13 protein-coding genes and 2 pseudogenes are annotated in these 18,256 nt (G+C 37.3%); 11 read left to right on the top strand and 4 right to left on the bottom strand.

The genetic code is table 11. The features are described from left to right. Positions 1-110 precede the first annotated feature (110 nt). The 11 genes and pseudogenes from DWW13_RS04080 to DWW13_RS04025 all read left to right on the top strand — a co-directional run bounded on the left by DWW13_RS04080 (position 111) and on the right by DWW13_RS04025 (position 14,939). Entirely contained in the window at positions 111-1,553 is a 1,443-nt protein-coding gene (locus tag DWW13_RS04080) for a sugar transferase (RefSeq protein ID WP_118719361.1), read from the top strand. A gap of 153 nt (positions 1,554-1,706) precedes the next feature. Continuing rightward, on the top strand, positions 1,707-3,017 hold the full coding sequence (locus DWW13_RS04075; protein WP_118719359.1) for a sugar phosphate nucleotidyltransferase: 1,311 nt from the start codon (positions 1,707-1,709) through the stop codon (positions 3,015-3,017). Between the two features lie 89 nt (positions 3,018-3,106). Continuing rightward, complete coding sequence (gene gmd, locus DWW13_RS04070) at positions 3,107-4,141, top strand: GDP-mannose 4,6-dehydratase (protein WP_173815540.1); 1,035 nt, start codon at positions 3,107-3,109, stop codon at positions 4,139-4,141. A 79-nt stretch (positions 4,142-4,220) separates the two neighbouring features. Continuing rightward, positions 4,221-5,147, top strand: coding sequence for a GDP-mannose 4,6-dehydratase (locus DWW13_RS04065; RefSeq protein ID WP_118719355.1), 927 nt, complete (start codon positions 4,221-4,223; stop codon positions 5,145-5,147). A gap of 16 nt (positions 5,148-5,163) precedes the next feature. Beyond that, entirely contained in the window at positions 5,164-6,447 is a 1,284-nt protein-coding gene (locus tag DWW13_RS04060; RefSeq protein ID WP_118719353.1) for a glycosyltransferase family 4 protein, read from the top strand. After that, a complete protein-coding gene (locus DWW13_RS04055; protein WP_118719351.1) occupies positions 6,413-7,588 on the top strand; it encodes a glycosyltransferase in 1,176 nt (391 codons plus the stop codon). Before DWW13_RS04060 ends, DWW13_RS04055 begins: the two co-directional genes overlap by 35 nt. A gap of 166 nt (positions 7,589-7,754) precedes the next feature. Continuing rightward, on the top strand, positions 7,755-8,642 hold the full coding sequence (locus DWW13_RS04050; RefSeq protein ID WP_118719349.1) for a glycosyltransferase family 2 protein: 888 nt from the start codon (positions 7,755-7,757) through the stop codon (positions 8,640-8,642). Further along, positions 8,638-9,049 (top strand): annotated as a pseudogene (gene tnpA, locus DWW13_RS04045) (IS200/IS605 family transposase). The gene DWW13_RS04050 and the pseudogene tnpA overlap by 5 nt, the downstream one beginning before the upstream one ends. 1,833 nt (positions 9,050-10,882) lie before the next feature. After that, positions 10,883-12,073: a hypothetical protein gene (locus DWW13_RS04035; RefSeq protein ID WP_118719347.1), complete on the top strand. Its 1,191-nt coding sequence runs from the start codon at positions 10,883-10,885 to the stop codon at positions 12,071-12,073. A 147-nt stretch (positions 12,074-12,220) separates the two neighbouring features. After that, the gene (locus tag DWW13_RS04030; RefSeq protein WP_158579746.1) at positions 12,221-13,219 is read left to right on the top strand and encodes a glycosyltransferase family 4 protein; all 999 of its coding nucleotides are present in this window, start codon (positions 12,221-12,223) and stop codon (positions 13,217-13,219) included. Between the two features lie 253 nt (positions 13,220-13,472). Next, on the top strand, positions 13,473-14,939 hold the full coding sequence (locus DWW13_RS04025; RefSeq protein ID WP_118719343.1) for a flippase: 1,467 nt from the start codon (positions 13,473-13,475) through the stop codon (positions 14,937-14,939). 387 nt (positions 14,940-15,326) lie between these two features. On the opposite strand, the pseudogene DWW13_RS18780 reads toward DWW13_RS04025, so the two are convergent. The 4 genes and pseudogenes from DWW13_RS18780 to DWW13_RS04005 all read right to left on the bottom strand — a co-directional run. Beyond that, positions 15,327-15,524, bottom strand: a pseudogene (locus tag DWW13_RS18780) (transposase domain-containing protein); the annotation flags it as partial. A 34-nt stretch (positions 15,525-15,558) separates the two neighbouring features. After that, on the bottom strand, positions 15,559-17,202 hold the full coding sequence (gene tnpC, locus DWW13_RS04015; protein WP_118719339.1) for an IS66 family transposase: 1,644 nt from the start codon (positions 17,200-17,202) through the stop codon (positions 15,559-15,561). 279 nt (positions 17,203-17,481) lie between these two features. Beyond that, a complete protein-coding gene (tnpB, locus tag DWW13_RS04010) occupies positions 17,482-17,850 on the bottom strand; it encodes an IS66 family insertion sequence element accessory protein TnpB (protein WP_118719337.1) in 369 nt (122 codons plus the stop codon). After that, positions 17,840-18,241 carry a hypothetical protein gene (locus DWW13_RS04005; RefSeq protein WP_009243735.1) on the bottom strand — a complete coding sequence of 134 codons (402 nt, stop codon included), beginning with the start codon at positions 18,239-18,241 and terminating at the stop codon, positions 17,840-17,842. The genes tnpB and DWW13_RS04005 overlap by 11 nt, the downstream gene beginning before the upstream one ends. Positions 18,242-18,256 lie beyond the last annotated feature (15 nt).

Here is an 18,256-nt window from a genome sequence, read left to right as displayed (position 1 = left end):
CAAAAACAATAACAGCAAATGACGGAAATGGTAACACAGACATAAAGAAAAACCATGTAAACGGACATAAAGTTACGAAATGAAAAAGAAATACGACAGGAGAGAAAGGTATGTACAAAAAACTATCCACAGGATGGCTGAAGCATCTGGATTTCATGATTCTTGACATGATCTGTCTTCAGCTTGCTTTTGCTATGGGCTATTTTCTGAGACATCACAGTCTGAATCCGTATGAAAATGCCATTTACCGAAACGAAGCCATCGTATTCGCGCTGATCCAGGTGGTGATCATGCTCTTTGATGATTCCTTCAAGAACGTTCTGAAGCGCGGTTATCTGGCAGAAAGCGGAAAAACAATTAAAAACATGGTATACATCATCGTTCTTGGTGTGTTCTATTTGTTTCTCATCCAGGAAGGGGATCAGTTTTCCAGAGCGACGATTATTCTGACCGGCTTGCTTTATGGCATCATTTCCTATCTGATGCGTGCAGTATGGAAAGCAGTTCTGAAAAAACGTGGCGAAGGAGAACATAGCGGCCGCTCCCTGCTGATCCTGACGACCGAAAAACAGTCACAGTCTGTTGTAAAGAACATGCTGGATTTTGAATACAGCGGTGTTCACCCAAAGGGCATTGTCCTTGTGGATCAGGACGGAACCGGACGCAGCGTTCACGGAGTGCCGGTTGTATCCAGCCTTTCAGATGTAGCCGAATACGTCTGCCGTGAGTGGTTCGACGAAGTGCTGATTGTCCTGCCTGCAGGCAGAGAAATTCCGCAAAAAATCTTTGATGCCTTTACCGAAATGGGAATTACCATCCATGTGAAAATTGCAGACGTGAACGAGATGCAGGGCAAAAACCAGACCGTAGAGCATATGGGCAATTACACCGTGATCACAACCTGCATCAACATGGCAAGTGCCGGTCAGCTGGTGCTGAAACGAATCATGGATATTTGCGGCGGCCTTGTAGGCTGCCTCATGACAGGAATCATCTTCCTGTTTGTTGCCCCGGCAATCTATATCAAATCTCCGGGCCCGATCTTCTTTTCTCAGTACCGTGTCGGAAAGAACGGAAGAAAATTTAAGATTTACAAGTTCCGAAGCATGTATATGGATGCAGAGGAACGCAAAAAAGAACTGATGAAACAGAACCGTGTCAGCGATGGTCTCATGTTCAAAATGGAGAATGACCCACGTGTCATCGGCAGCGAAAAAGGTCCCGGCAAGGGAATCGGAAATTTCATCCGCAAAACCTCTCTGGACGAATTCCCGCAGTTCTTCAATGTGTTAAAAGGTGATATGAGTCTCATCGGAACACGTCCGCCGACAGTGGATGAGTGGGAAAAATATGAACTTCACCACAGAGCAAGACTGGCAATTAAACCAGGTCTGACAGGTATGTGGCAGGTGAGCGGTCGAAGTGAGATTACGGACTTCGAAGAGGTTGTAAAGCTGGATACCAAGTATATCTCGGAATGGTCGTTTTTGCTGGATATCAGGATTCTGTTCAAGACCGTACTGATTGTATTAGGACAGAAGGGGTCTATGTAAAAAGATACCGGTCCAAAAAGACTATATGAAACTATTTACTCTATTGAAAAAAGCAGATGTATTGCAGGTAGAGGAATGGTATGGTTGAATGGGTAAGAATTAGAAAGATCGACGAAAAGATGAGAAATGATAGTAAAAGCAGGAGAAAAGAAAATGAATATTATTTTACTTTCTGGCGGATCAGGTAAACGTCTCTGGCCTCTTTCGAATGATGTGCGTAGTAAACAGTTCATCAAACTATTTAAAAATGATAACGAGTATGAGTCTATGGTACAGCGTGTATATCGTCAGATTACCGAGACAGATCCCGATGCAACAGTTACTATTGCAACGAGCAAATCTCAGGCAAGTGCTATAAAAAATCAGCTGGGTGAAAAAGCTTCTATTTGTGTGGAACCATGCCGTCGCGATACTTTTCCGGCGATTGCATTAGCAGCGGCCTACCTTCACGATGAATTAGGTGTTGACGAGAATGAAGCGGTTGTTGTATGCCCAGTTGATCCTTATGTAGACAATACTTACTATGAAGCCGTCAAAGTTTTGCAGGAACTCGCAGAACAACACGGTGCGAATTTGACTTTAATGGGTATTGAACCGACCTATCCTAGTGAGAAGTATGGTTATATCATTCCGGAAAACGGAGAGGATGTCAGCAAGGTCAAAGAGTTTAAAGAAAAACCGGATGTAGAAACAGCAAAAAAATATCTAGCCCAAAATGCATTGTGGAATGCAGGAATTTTTGCATTTAAACTGGGATATTTGATAGAAAAAACTCACGCCATGATTGAATTTGACAATTATAGTGATCTGTTTAGCAAATATGATACGTTGCCTAAGATCAGCTTTGACTATGCTGTAGTTGAAAATGAATCCAGTATCCAAGTTCTGCGTTACAGCGGGGCTTGGAAAGATGTCGGTACATGGAACATGATGGCTGAAGTTATGGAAGATAAAACTAAGGGAACAGCTGTATTAGATGAAACTTGCGAAAACACGAATGTGGTAAATGAGTTGAATATCCCTATCCTCTGTATGGGATGCAAAGATATGATTGTCGCAGCCAGCGGCGATGGTATTTTTGTTGCCGATAAAGAGCGTAGTGGCTATATGAAGCCGTATGTCGAAAAAATTGAAACCGAAGCAATGTATGCAGAAAAATCCTGGGGAACTTATACCGTTATTGATGTACAGCCGGGTTCTATGACAGTTAAGATTTCCATGAAAGCAGGCGAACATATGACCTATCACATGCATAATTATCGTGAAGAGGTTTGGACAGTCGTTTCAGGAACAGGTAAAGCAATTGTAGATGGCACTGAGCAAATTATTCAAACAGGCGATGTTATTACCATAGTTGCCGGATGCAAACATACCGTTGAAGCAATCACTGTGCTGGATATCATTGAAGTTCAACTTGGCAATGAAATCAGCGTTTCAGATAAGATTAAATTTTCAATGGAATAAGTAATAAGTCTTCATCAGTGTAGATGCAAAAATTAAAATACACTGCTATATGTAGATGTATATAAAATGAAAGAATAGGAGTATATATAATGAAAAAAGCGTTAATTACAGGTGTTACAGGACAAGACGGATCTTATTTAGCGGAGTTCCTTTTAGAAAAAGGATATGAAGTACATGGCATTATTCGCCGTGCTTCCGTTTCGACAACTGCACGTATCGATCATATCATGGATAAATTGATTATTCATGAAGGTGATCTCTCTGATTCCTCTAGTATTATTCGTATTGTATTGCAGGTAAAACCTGATGAAATCTATAATCTTGCTGCACAGTCTCATGTGCAAGTTTCTTTTGATGCGGCAGAATATACAGGTGATGTAGATGCCTTGGGTGTCCTTCGCATTCTTGAAGCCGTACATACCGCTGGACTTGATAAAACTTGCCGTGTATATCAGGCATCTACTTCTGAACTTTACGGAAAAGTTGAAGAAGTACCACAGTCTGAAACGACTCCGTTTCATCCATATAGCCCTTATGCAGTAGCAAAACAGTATGGTTTCTGGATGATCAAAGAATACAGAGAAGCTTATGGTATTTTTGCCTGCAACGGTATTCTGTTCAATCATGAGTCCGAACGCCGTGGTGATAATTTTGTTACACGTAAAATTACTCTTGCCGCTGGTCGTATCGCATGCGGTCTACAGGATCATTTGGAACTTGGAAATCTTGACTCTCTGCGTGACTGGGGCTATGCGAAAGACTATGTTGAGTGTATGTGGTTGATCCTTCAGCAGGATGAGCCAGATGATTATGTCATTGCAACAGGTGTTCAGCATACTGTTCGTGAATTTACTACTCTTGCATTTGCAAATGATGGTATTGAGATTGAATGGAAAGGCGTGGGTATGAATGAAAAAGGTTATGACAAAAAAACTGGCAAGATGCTGGTATGTGTAAATCCAAAATGGTACCGTCCGACAGATGTTGTAAATCTTTGGGGGGATCCAACAAAGGCAAAAACTAAATTAGGCTGGAATCCTCAGAAAACAAGTTATGAAGAGCTTTGTGCAATTATGGCTGAACATGATTTACAGTTAGCGAAAAAAGAAGCTGGAATTCAGTAATTAAAAAGGACAGGCAGATGTGATCATAACGTAGAAAGTCTGCCTGTCTATTTTATTTTATATAAACGGAGTAGATGACATGAAAAGAGTATTGATTTTTGGGGCAAGTGGCTTTGTTGGAAGTTACCTTTCTCAAGAGTTTATTGATAATGGATATAAGGTTGTTGGAACCGATAAGGTAAATGGTCCTATGCTTCCAACGGAAGTTGAATTCTATGAAACTGACTTAATGAAGAACTCAGAGGTAGAAAATCTAATCAATAATGTTGCTCCGGATATTATTGTAAACCTTGCTGCAATCAGTAGTGTTGGATCCTCATGGAATATTCCACAAATAACAGTTCAGATAAATGTTATCGGTGCTTTAAACATTATGGAAGCTGCAAGAAAAAGTGAAAAGAAACCTAAAATTTTGTTTGTTGGCTCAAGTGAAGAATATGTAATTTCAAATACATTAATAGATGAGAGTACAGAATTAAATGCAAGCAATCCATATGGAATTTCGAAAGTAACACAGGAACAGTTTGCAAAACTTTACAGAGATCAGTATGGTCTGAAAGTATATTGCGTTAGACCGTTTAATCATACTGGTGTTGGTCAAAGAGAATCTTTTGTTTTGCCGAGTTTTTGCAAACAGGTCGCTGAAATTGAAAAAAGTGGAACATCCGGTGTTATTAAAGTCGGTAATTTACAAGTAAAACGAGATTTTAGTCATGTAAAAGATATTGTTCGTGCATATCGAATGATTGTTGAAAGTAATGATTGCGAAAAAATCTATAACATTGGATCTGGTAAAGCATATAGTTTGAACGAAATGCTTAATTACATCGTAGGCTTAAGCAATCAGAAAATTACTGTAGAAATTGATCCAGAACGTTTTCGTCCGACAGACCAGCCTGTTGTTTGCTGTAATAATGACCTGATTAGAAAAAATTTGGGATGGGAGCCTCAATATACGGTTTTTGATGCATTGAAGGAAATATATCAAAATGAATTAAACAATTAAAAACGGAGAAACATGAATGAAAAAATTAATTTTGCTAAGTGAAAGATTACCGTTTCCCCCTACATCAGGGACTAAAAATTTATTATTCAATTACTGTAAAATTTTGCACGAAAAATTGGATATTGAAATTATAAATATATCTTTTTTAGAGCAGGATGAAAATGTTGAAGCAAAACCTGCGTTTATCTCTAAAACATATATTTTGCCAAATCCATCTACTGTAAGTAAATTAAAAAATATTGTGTGGAAAACATTCCTTAAACATGAATATCCATTACAAGTTTCATTGTTCTGGGATCCTAAAATCAAAAAGAAAATTGATGAGGTCATACAAAAAGAGAAACCTGATTTTGTGATTTCTGATTTTATTCGTACAACAGAATATCTAAAAGACTTCAATGGATATAAGATTGCTGATCTTCAGGATCTACTCTCGCTACGATATGAGCGGCAGCTAAAAGTTGCATTAAGTGATATTAATCCATATGGCGCATATTTGTTCCGATTTCCGCGTGCCATCCAAAATATATTAACCCTCTCATGTGTAAAAAGAGCTGTTATGAATATGGAAATCAGTTTGTTGCAGAAATTTGAGATGAACGTTGGAAAAACGTATGATCGTGTGATGTTCGTGGCTAAAAGCGAAGGGGAAAAATTTGATAAAATGTTAGGGGAAAAGAAATCATTGATTGCACCATTGGGAGTTAATTATGACTTTTTCTCTGAAAATCTTGGCGTTAAAAAAAAGAAAAATTCCATTGTATTTATGGGAGCCTTAAATGTGGCACATAATGAGAATGGGATTCTTCACTTTATTGAAAAGTGCATGCCAGCAATACAAAAATATATCCCCGATACCACTCTTTATATCGTGGGTGGTGGAGTAACTGAAAGTTTGAAAAAATATGAATCAAAACACATTGTGTTTACAGGTAGGGTTCCAGATGTAAGAGTTGCTATTGGTGAATGTGAAGTATTTATTTGCCCATTGCAGTTTGGAAGTGGAATAAAAACCAAGAATCTGGAAGCAATGGCAATGGGAATGCCTGTAGTAACAACACCGATTGGTGCAGAAAATATTGACGCTAAAAACAAGCAAGACTGGCTTGTGGCTCGTTCAGATGGAGAATTCGTTAACTATGTCTTAGATTTACTTAAACTGGACCAAGGTAGCAGAGGTCAAATTGGAAAAAACGCTCAAGAATTTGTAAAGAAAAATTTCACATGGGATAAAACAGAACAAGCGTTTAGGAGAGTGCTGATTGATGAAAAAGAAAATATTGTTGATTTCAGACAATAAAATATTAGGATTTGGAGGCGGCAGTTTAGAAGAACGTAAATATTATGACGGGCTAAATAATTATGTAGAAACGCATGGTTATGATTTAAAAGTGATTTCTCCTGATAATAATTTAAAAAACACACTGATTGATGGCGTAACTAAAAGTCGTAAATGGGATATACTGTCACGGGTATGTGGACATTCGACATATATGTTTTTTAATTGGAAAAAGTATCGAGCAAATGTGCTGGCATATAATCCAGATATAATTGTAATTGGACGATCTCGATTTGGATTTATTGCCAAAGATGTAAAACACAACTTACCACAATGTAAAGTGATTTGCAATATGGAAAACATCGAATACGATTATGTAACAGGATATTTTGCGAATAAAACAAGTAAAATCAAAAAACTATATGTAGCGCTTGAAAAATATTGTGTAAAACGAGATGAGACAAATGCAATAAAGTATGCAGACGCATTGGACTATCTGACTCAGCGTGATTACAAACGTGCACATGACTTATACACGGTAGAAAATAAACGTGAAATGATTCTTCCTATATGCATTGAGAAAGAAACCAATCTGAGCAAAAAAGCAAATAAAAAAACAATTGTATTTATAGGAAGTTTGAATTATGGTTCAAATGTGGATGCTTTACTGAAATTTATTCAGGAGATTTGGATACCATTTTTTTTAATGAACAATGATTTAGAATTTGTTATTGGTGGAAGCAATCCAAATGAGTCCCTCAAACAACTTGTAACTCAAATACCAAACTGTGTGCTCTATGAAAACTTTGCAAATCTAGAAAGCATTGTGCCAGTACAAGCGATGGTTATAGCCCCAATTCAAAAAGGAGCTGGCATGAAGGTTAAAGTTGCTGAAACATTAAGTATGGGATTGATGATTGCTGCAAGCGATGAGGCCTTGGTTGGTTACGAAAAGGCTCTGGAATTAGATAAACTAGGCGCTATTATTCGTGCAAACACAACAGCCGAATATAAAAATGCAATTATAGATTACTGCAATAAATCCCAGAATGAAATGGAACAAATTTCTACACAAAATAAGAAATTATATTATATGCAATATAGTTATAATGTTTCACGTCAAAAGATCGCAGAACTTTGTGAAGAAATTTTAATGCATTGAAGTATTGACAAGAATTATGAATAAAAGCAACGCAAAAAAGCTGGCAGAGATGTTTTTTGCAGGCTAATGATTGGCGCTAGATCAGAAGCAATAATAGGATATATGATTGCAAAGAAGTTTTCTAAAAAAATCGGAATAGCAATGCATAATCGATAGAAAGGTAATTATGGCTGGAAAAAGTGTTTATGTAATTTTAGTTAATTACAATGGATTAAACGATACAGAAGAATGCATAAGAAGTCTCAAACAAAATTCTTATGATAATTATAAAATTATCGTGGTGGATAATTGCTCTCCTGATGATAATATTTATGACCTCAAAGATAAGTGGAATGATTTAATAATTGTTAGTAGCCTAGCAAATGAAGGATTTGCCAAAGCTAATAATCATGGAATTGATATTGCATTACAAAATGGCGCAGATTATGTGTTGCTTTTAAACAATGATACTATTGTTGAAAAAGACTTCTTAGAAAATATGGTTGTTACAGCACAAAAACTTGCTGCAGATGTGTTAACGTGCAAAATTATGTATAACTACGATCGAACCAAACTTTGGTACGGCGGTGGAAAAATAGATTGGAAAAAAGGGTATGGAATTCATTACGTTAGTAATGAATTAAAAGATATTACAGAAATTGAATTTGTGACTGGTTGTTGCATGTTACTAAAAAAGAACGTTGTAGAGACATTAAAACTTCCGGAAGACTACTTTATGTATTTTGAAGATGTAGATTATTGTGTTAAGTTAAGAGAACATGGATTTTCTATTTTTTATTCTCCTTATATTAAATTGTATCATAAAGTAAGTGCCAGTGCGGGCATTGAATCACCATTTTTTGTATATTATTGGAATCGTAATCGGTTGATTTTTATGAAAAAATATCGCTATAGAGTTGGAACGCTATCATATTACATGAGAGTTTCTTTTTTCTTGCTTACGAGGTTATTTAAAACAATAGGTTATATTTTGCATGGTGATTTTGAAAAAAATCAAAAAATGTTTGAAGGAGTTAAAGCAGGAATTAGCTATAAAATAAAGACTAACTATTAAATGTCGAGTCTGGAAATGCCAGTATCCTATCGTTTTCATTCCAAAATATAAAAAGAAAGTTTTATATGGAAAAATAAGAGAAGATGTACGGGAAATCATCAGTACGCTGTGTAAGTATAAAGGCGTAGATATTATAGCAAGTGCAGTATGCATAGATCGTGTGCATTTAAGTGTGACAATTCCATCCAAGCTTAGTGTAGCGAATTTTATGGGATACTTAAAAGGAAAAAGTACGTTAATGATTTATGACAGGTATCCCGAACTGCAAAGTAAGTGGGATAAAGCATTTTGGGCAAGAGGCTATTATGTAGAAAACATTGGTAATATTACCTATGAAGCAGTCGGAAATATATCGAAGGCAAGCAGAAGAATCAAGAAAAGAAGATTCAAGAAGCACCGCTTTATAAGTAGACCAGTAACAATACTTGAGACACAGCCTTTCGGGGCGAGCAGCAACATAGCTCTTTGGAGGACTAATAATAAACCACCAGTAATAAAGCACTAGTTGAACTGATGATTGCTAACTGATCAAGAGGCGCGAAATGCTTTATTTTTAGAAAAAATGTCAAGGATTAAAAAGGTAGAGAAAGTTTGAAACAAATAAGTAGAGGACATCCAAAGAACAAAGGGTATAACAAATAAACCATCAAATGTAGTGGTTTTGAAAAGTAAATATAGATACAACACCTAATCAGAAAACGGAAGAAAGATCATCTTTGATGACATATTCTCGTTGTCTGAGCAGATTAAGTGCCTGTGAAAAGGTTAGTACTTTCGAAATGCTCAGGATCTACGACAGATGGCAATGATAGCTTTTTGGTGACCACGGCGTGCCTTTATTCGTCGATAACGGGTGGAAAATTCAGAATTTTTCTTCGATTTGATTAAAGTATTTGCAGTTTTTGCCAAAACTGGTTTAAAATAAGAGACAGCACGGGAAATACGAGAGGATTTGATTTTGCGATCGATTTTATTGTTACGAGGGCAACATCCAGCCCATGAGACGAGGTTTTTAGTTTTGGGGGAAAACAGACATGTCACCTCCGATTTCAGAAAGCACTTGGATGGTAGTTATTGGATTCTTATCGAATCCTGGTACGGTTCGGATAAGATTTAGGATGTTTTCGTATTTATCACGGAGACGAAAGATTTTCCGTTCTATTTCTGTCTTGTGCATTTCTAATTCATCGATGTGGTTTAAGGATTGTCTGATCTTCACAGCCTGTTCAGGAGAGATGACATCAGCAACAGCAGACTTATTTCTTCTATTGGAGTTTTACATTTGTGGTCAATAAAAGGTGTTACATCAAAGAATTCCCCAGGGTGTTGTAAAATCGGTTCTGTGATAGAACGGGAAGATTTCCCAAATATATCAGAAAAGATATCGTCCAACTTAAGTTTGATACAGTAAGACAATTAAGGACACGGTTCTTCTCACTGGTAATTATGCAGGTGAGCTTGAAACGGTATTTTATGAGATCTCTTAATTCACGGATGTCAGCGGGTGAAATAAAGGAAGGTTTGAACATTCCACGCGTGTATAAATCGCAGATTCATTTTACATCTTTGTGGTTAGTCTTGTTCCCTTTCTGAGGTTTCGTATATTTTGGATGGGAAAGAGTAACCCAGATGTTATTTTTCTAAAGAATATTGAAAACGGGAATCCAGTACTTGTCGGCAGATTACATACAAACATCGTTACAGTTATATTTCACAAGTCAGTTACACAGTTCTTGCAGCCCTTTTGGAAAGAAAAGCGAGTTTGTTTATATTTGATACGATTGCTGGTGTCGGTAATACAGATACAGGCAAAGATCCATGTTTTAAAAGACGCAAAAAACTTCCAGCTGATTTATAAAGATAAAACTGACATTGACGGGTCATCCGGCAAAATCGAGTCGATTTTGGAAGAGATAGGTTTACAGGCTACGGAAATGCGCCAATTATTGATGCATTAAACGGATGACTGACAACAAATAAAAATGCGAGGTCGCCGCTATACAGCCCCACCAATCACATATCACATCCACGTGTTCTGTAGTGGGTCAGTCTTATAGGTAAATCATATCGGAGAAAAGAGAAATAGGAAATAGAAAGCGAAGGCCAGCCAACGTGTTTCATGACATATTGGTACTTTTAGCAGAAAGGTGGACTATAAAAATGAAAATAGAATCTCAGAAGTCGGAGAAATATGAGCTTAGAGATTCCGAGAGACTATATATAATGAAGGGAGTAAGGTAATGAAAATTAAAAGAAAAATAATAAAAAACTATTGGATTGTATGGCTAACAATATTCAGCTTTATTGTGTTACAAAAAGTAGCAGTTAGTTTTTCGGGTATACAATTTTCTATTGCTTTTTTTTCGTATTTTTGTTTTTTATTTATAATGCGGATAAATAAGAATGCAGCCTTTAATTGGCAACGCATGATTTGGTATCTGCTAATGGTGCTAGCGGCGACCATTGCATTGCTTATAAATCCTGAGAAAAGTTCATTATCATCGTTTATATTATTTTTGATCATTTATTCAACATTTACTATAGATTTATTTATACCCTATCTATTAAAATGTAAGGCCAAAAATATTTTTGAACAACTTTTACTGTTAGGGGCAATTTTGGGAATTGCACAATTTTTGGTACAATTGAAAGGTGGTACTTATTTTGAGCTATCTGATTTTTTGCCGTCTTCTTTGAAGTTGGCAGGGTTTAATACATATTATCCACTTACGTATGGCTCTGAAATTAATAAATCAAATGGATTCTTTTTTATGGAACCATCTTTTTTTTCACAATTTATGGCATTAGGCATAATAATTGAGATGCTAAATCAAAAACGTATACTACGATTGGTTATATTGGGGTTAGGATTATTAAGTTCTTTTTCTGGAACGGGTATTATACTTTTAGTGATTTTTTTAATGCCACTATTAGCAAAAATGAAACCGTTTGTACGGAATTTCTTATTATTTTGTGGATGTATTATACTTTTTATGTTTATGAAAACGGAGTATGCGGAAGTAATAACTTCACGAATTTTTGAAATTAAGTCTTCCGATTCTAGTGCAGCAATTAGATTTGTTAATCCGATACGTGCTATTTTTGAAAGACCTTTTTTGAGCATACTTTTTGGTAGTGGCGCAGGTACTTGTAATATGATTTATGATCAATCAATTGCTAACTTTAGCGCGATACCCAAGGTGCTTTTTGAATATGGTGTAATAACAACCGTACTATACATGGGATTGATATTTAAAGGCTTTTTTAGAAAAAAAGGAGACATTTTTTCAATTGCTGTAGTGGTAATGTATCTATTTCTAGGTGGAAATTTGTTACAGCCAGTGGTCGCTTTTTTTGCATATTTTATTATAGAAATTTATAGAGAATATCCAGTAGCAGAAATTAGTTATTCAAATCCCCAAAAAAGATGATAGAACGCGAATAGCAAATGGCGTTCAGCACCTTACGGCTTTTTTGGGGGGAGATTTATATTATAGAAGAGACTATGAAAGGAAAAATAGATGAGGATTTGTTTTGTATTACCTAGATTTTCAAGAGGAGCACAAGGCGGATATAAAATGGTTTATGAATATGCCAATAGGTTAATAAATCGGGGACATATAATAGACATTTTATATTTAAATGATACAGTAATGCAGCGTTTTGCAGTTCCTTGGTTTATAAAAAAAGCATATGCCAATTATTTAACTAAACGTGGACCAAAATGGTTTCCGTTAGATAGTGAAGTTGACAATGTATCAAGTTTAAAAAAAGATTATGAGAAAACTGTAAAAAAAGCAGATGTTGTTATTGCAACTGCAATTGAGACAGTTTCCATTGTAAAAAATTCAAGCTGTTCCAGAAAAGTATATTTTATTCAAGATTTTGAAAATTGGAATTGCTCAGATCAAATAGTATATGAAAGTTATGGAGCTGGATTTCGAAATATTGTTATTTCCAGCTGGCTAAAAGAAAAAGTTGATATGTATTCTCAACAACCTGCAATTTTGATTAAAAATCCTGTTGACGTCACAGCATACAAAATGATATGTCCGTTGGAAAAAAGGTATCGACATAGTATTTCACTTCTATATCATCAAAAGCCTCATAAAGGATTTAAGTATGCTTTTGAGGCTATATTGGAACTCAAGAAAAGATATACTGATTTAAAAGTAAAAGTGTTTGGAGTTTATTCTAGACCCAAAGAATTTCCGGAGTTCATTGAATACACTCGTTCAGCAACTGCGGAGCAGACGATCGAAATTTACAATAGTTCAGCAGTATTCCTTTGTGCAACAGTTGCTGAGGGATATGGCCTTACTGGCCTAGAAGCAATGGCTTGTGGCGCAGCGCTTGTGTCAACGGACTATCAAGGTGTACACGAATATGCGGTAGATGGAGTAAATGCGCTTCTGTCACCAGTAAAAGATGTGGATGCGCTTGTGTCTAATGTGTCAAAACTTTTTGATAATGATGAGTTGAGATACCAGCTCGCGGAAGCTGGTATTAAATCAGTACAGGAAAATTTTAATTGGGACATCGCAGTAAATAAGTTTGAAAAAGCAATAAGAAAATGATAATAGAAAAATCGCAATCCCAGCATTCTATTTCTATAAGTGTGGTAATATTTTGCGAGTGTATCTGGTGATGAATGTAGTTACGAGGATATTAGGTAACACAAATAAGCTGGCTAAAGTCTAATCATAATAAAAACAAAAAAATCTGTAGCATATATATATTAAGGCAAAACATAGAAAATAGTTCGGATAGTACACGGTATATAGAACACGGATTTAAGTTGGTAAAAAATAGGAAGGAGTATAAAGCTATTTGGAAGAAAATATTAAGATACGTAGTGTGAAATATAATTTAATAATGAATATTATTTTGAAAATTTCGTCGTTCATATTTCCGCTTATAACATTGCCATATATAACAAGAACGTTGGGAGCCATTGGAAACGGAAAAGTAGCATTTGCAACATCTGTTGTAAATTATTTTGCAATGTTTGCACAATTAGGTATTCCAACATATGGGGTAAGAGCATGTGCAAAGTGCAGAGATAATAAGGATAAACTGACGCAAACAGTTCAAGAACTTCTTCTGATTAATATGGTAGCTGTAGTACTTTCTTATTTTGCATTGATAGTAGGAATGTTACTGATACCAAAACTTCAAGAGGAACCTGAATTGATGTTAATTAGTTCAATAACAATTATCTTAAATATGGCTGGAATGGAATGGCTATATCAATCAATTGAACAGTATCAATATATCACAATCCGTAATATTATTTTTAAGATCATTTCGATTGTATTGATGTTTTTGTGCGTGCATAATTCAGCAGACTATATTATTTACGGTGCATTGACTGTTTTTTCAGCAGGCGGATCAAATATTTTGAACTTGATTAACTGTCGTAAATTTCTTGCACATAAAACTTATTTTGGAAGATATAATTTTCGGCAGCATCTAAAAGCGATATTTGTTTTTTTTGCACTTTCAGTGGCAGTATCTATATATACTAGTATGGATACTGTTATGTTGGGATTTATGTCAAGTGATAAAGAAGTGGCATACTATGCCTTAGCAACTAAAGTAAAAATGGTTCTTGCTACAACGGTATCAGCATTGGGACCGGTTCTTTTGCCTAGGATGACATATTGCTTAAATAATGATCAATATGAGAAGTTTAAAAGTTATATTGAAAAATCGCTTCATTTTGTAATATTGTCCGCAGTTCCAGTTGTGGTTTTTTTTACAGTTATGACACCAGAGGTAATAGAAATTTTGGGTGGAGCAGAGTATCGACCAGCAATATTGTGCATGCAGATTATCACATTGGCTGTTATTCCACTTGGAATTGGAAATGTTGCATGCGCTCAAATTTTAACTCCTTTAGGAAAAGAAAAGTTAACAATGTATTCAACAGTTTGTGGAGCAGTGATAAATTTTATTGCGAATGCTATTTTCATTCCTAAAATGGGTGCTGTAGGAGCAGCGCTGGCTACTGTATTAGCTGAAAGCGTTGTAGCAATTATTCAAATATATTATGCGTGGAATGAAATGAAGGAAGCGTTTGCTAAAATTGAATATTTTAAATTGATACTGACTAATGTTGTAACAGGAGCCTTTCTAATAATAGTAAGAAATAAACTTTTGGGGATTCAACCTATAATTGTATTAATGATATCATGCTGTGCGTTCTTTTTTGTTTATGGAGTCATGTTACTTATATTAAAAGATTCTCTAGTGGAAAAGTATGTAATACCAGTGATGAAACGATTAAAAAGATAGTGAATGACAAGAGCATTACCTGGGGGCTGATTCTACGAACAAAAAAGTTGAAATGCAAATAAATCAGAATTCATAGCTTTTTTTTATAGTTTCATGGTATGATTATTTTAGTGTAAGCGCTTAAATTTCCGGTATCTATAGAAAAATATCCGACCGCTGAAAAGCGGTCGGAGTACCTTGACAATTCACATAAATTTGATTATTCTGCAGAGCTTTCCGTCCGGCGTTTGATTTCCGTTTTTACATCTTCGTTCCACGGAGCCAGCTGTTCCAGCTCTTCGTCGGGAGAGCCGAGGAGCGTATTTGATGGGTAAGCGCTTTATATTCTAGCGTCAGATAAAACAAATACTTGCGCCATTGCTAGACGCAAGTATTTTACTACATTTATTATTTCTGGCAACTCACTTTCACACTGTCACTCCACGGTGCCAATTCGGATAACTGTTCATCCGTCATTTTGGCATTGGGCCGATGTTCCAGCAGATATTCCAGGTAGCGGTAAACATTCAAACCATTAGCTTTTGCCATCTCTACCATTGTGTAGGTAAGAGCGCTCGCTTCAGCGTAAACGGTAGAATACGAGTACCTTGACAAATAGCAGACCGCTTTTGCGGTCTGTTTATTTTCCGCTGGCTTTTTGCGGCTTTCTAATGTTTTCGGGCAACATATCTGACCATGGCAGAAGTTCTGCAAGAAAATCTGTGTTTTTGTCATCTACATGTTTGGGAATCTCCGTAAGCAGATATTCGAAATAATCGAAAGGTTTCAGGTTATTCGCCTTTGCAGTTTCTGCGATACTGTAGATGATCGCTGAACTATTGGCTCCATTGACCGTATCGATCATCTCCCAGTTTTTCTTCCCTATACAGAATCCACGGATCGCACGTTCGCTGGCATTGTTGTCTATTGGAACATCCCCATCTTCCAGAAAGACTTTCAGGTAGCTTTCCTGGTTCAGTGCATATGTAAATGCTTCCCGTATTTTACCGTTCTTTGGAATTTTAGGTTCATTCTGTTTCAGGTACGCAAAGAAAGCATCCACCAGTGGTTTTACCACAAGCTGACGCTGCATGAGCCTGTCTTCCGTAGAAAAATCAGACAGTTTTCCCTCTTCCCGGTAAATGGCCTGTATCTGTTTCATGATCAGATGCAGGATCGATTCCTTTCGGTGTGCTTTTGGTATCACTTCCAGTGCATCGTTAAACCTGCGCCTGCAGTGAACCCAGCAGCCTGCGATCTTCAGATCTTCACGCTCCTTTTCCAATGTATGATATACCTGGTACCCATCCGTAACACAGATCCCGGTGTAATCCCTCAGGAATTCCCGGGGATGGGATGCATTACGCGTTTTCTGGTATTCATAAAGGATGATCTGACGATCCCGGTACATAAAGCCGGACCGGTACACCCACATGTAACTCTGGCTGCCGGCAGGATGCCCGTCCTTATTTACAAGTACAGGAGTCTCATCTGCCTGTATCACATGATAATCATACAGAAGTTTATGCAGATAATCATACATGGTTCCCAGATATTCTTCCCCAAGACGGATCATCCAGTTCGCCATGTTCTGTCTGGTAATGGCAAGCCCGTACCTTTCGAATTCTTTTTCAAGACGGTAGAGAGGTACCGCATTTACATACTTACCATTTATGACTGCCGCAGCAAGGGACGGGGATACAAGGCTTCCATGAAGCAGATTTCTGGGATGGGGTGCCTTTATCATGTGTTCATCCAGTTTACTGGAATAAACGCCGATATGATGTTCCTCTATCACGACACTGGCCGGAATGAACTGATAACATCGGGAAATGGCATCCGGAAGCTGTTTCCATCCGTTTTCACCAAACTCAGCCGTCAGTTCTTCCTCTTTCAGATAGTGATCAATACGTTTTACTGTCAGCCCTGCTATGTCAGCCGCTTTTTTCCCTGGCTGTTTTTTCTTTTTGGGTGCTTTCAATTCCAGGTCCTCAGGTTCCGGTGCATCCAGGTCGCAGACTGCCTCTGCTTCATTAAAGAATACGATAGTCCCGTCTACTTCCATGAAACGTATCTGTTCAGAATCCGCCATTTTTTCGCTGGATCTGCCAAAACGGTTCTTCTGGAAAAGGACCATCTGTTCCATCATCAGCTGCATCCTGTCATTTAAGGCCTGCGTTTGCCTGGACAATTCTTCCATCTGTCCCTGCATCCCAAGAAAAAGCTCTATCAGCAGATCCTTATCAAACTTATTCAGTTGTTCTTTTGTGTACTTGATCGTCATAACCGGAACTCCTGTCTTTATACTGATTCCGATTATAACAGAATTTTTGTATTTCCGCCAATCCTTCAGATATGGGCTTTCGTCATAATGACGGTGGATAATACATCTGGAAAGCCGTTGTTTTACAGCTTTTCAGATGTATTATCCACAACAGTTTTTCTATTCACACGATAACAAATGGAATGAGAAAAGACTGTTTGTGGATAACCTTTTTCATCCGGTTGATACACATCATTTTTACAGTTTTGGTACTTTTTTATTTTCGGCATTTTGCACAGGCTACATAATGCGGGGTGTCTCTTTCAGCTCAGAGATCGGATAGCGTGCAACGATCTCCAGTCCCTGCATCAGCATACGGTACTGGTCGTCTGCGATCGCCATTGCCTCATCTGTCGAACGGGGCCACCGGAATGCACCATTATCGAGTCTCTTGTACATAAGGAGAAAACCATCGCCTTCCCAGAGCAGTGCTTTGATCCGGTCACATCTTCTTCCACAGAAAAGAAACAGTGTATTTTTGTCGTAAGGATCAAGCTTAAACTGAAAGCGTACGATCGTTGCCAGCCCATCGATCCCACGACGGAGATCCGTAAATCCCATCGCCAGATACACCTTTTTAAATCCGGAAGCATCTGCATCATTCAGCATGGGTAAAAGCCTTTATGAGATGGCAGAGCATTTCCGGTGAAGTACCGGAAAATATCTCAGCTGACAGTCCCCTGGTATTTTTAATACGGATCATTGGCAGAGTTCCTGCCGAAATGCATGTACCGGATTCTTTTGGAGTATCTGTTTTCTTTGGATCTGGTGCAGGTGCGGGCAGTTCCACAAAAGCAGTGGTTTCTGTGTCCTGCATCTGATCCAGACATATCTGCCTGACACGCCGGAGACGGTAATAATAGTTGGCTTTTGTAAGATTATTTTGGGTACACCAGGTTTCAACATCCATCCCTTTGGGACGGTTCTGACAATTCCGGATCTGTTCTGCCCATTGTCTGATCCTCACCTGCTGAGCTACAAGGCTGGTTTGCGTAGCCATAAGATTCCTCCTCTG

This window comes from Blautia sp. AF14-40 (assembly GCF_003479665.1).
Lineage (GTDB): Bacteria > Bacillota > Clostridia > Lachnospirales > Lachnospiraceae > Fusicatenibacter > Fusicatenibacter saccharivorans.
This window is presented reverse-complemented; position numbering and strand designations above follow the sequence as displayed.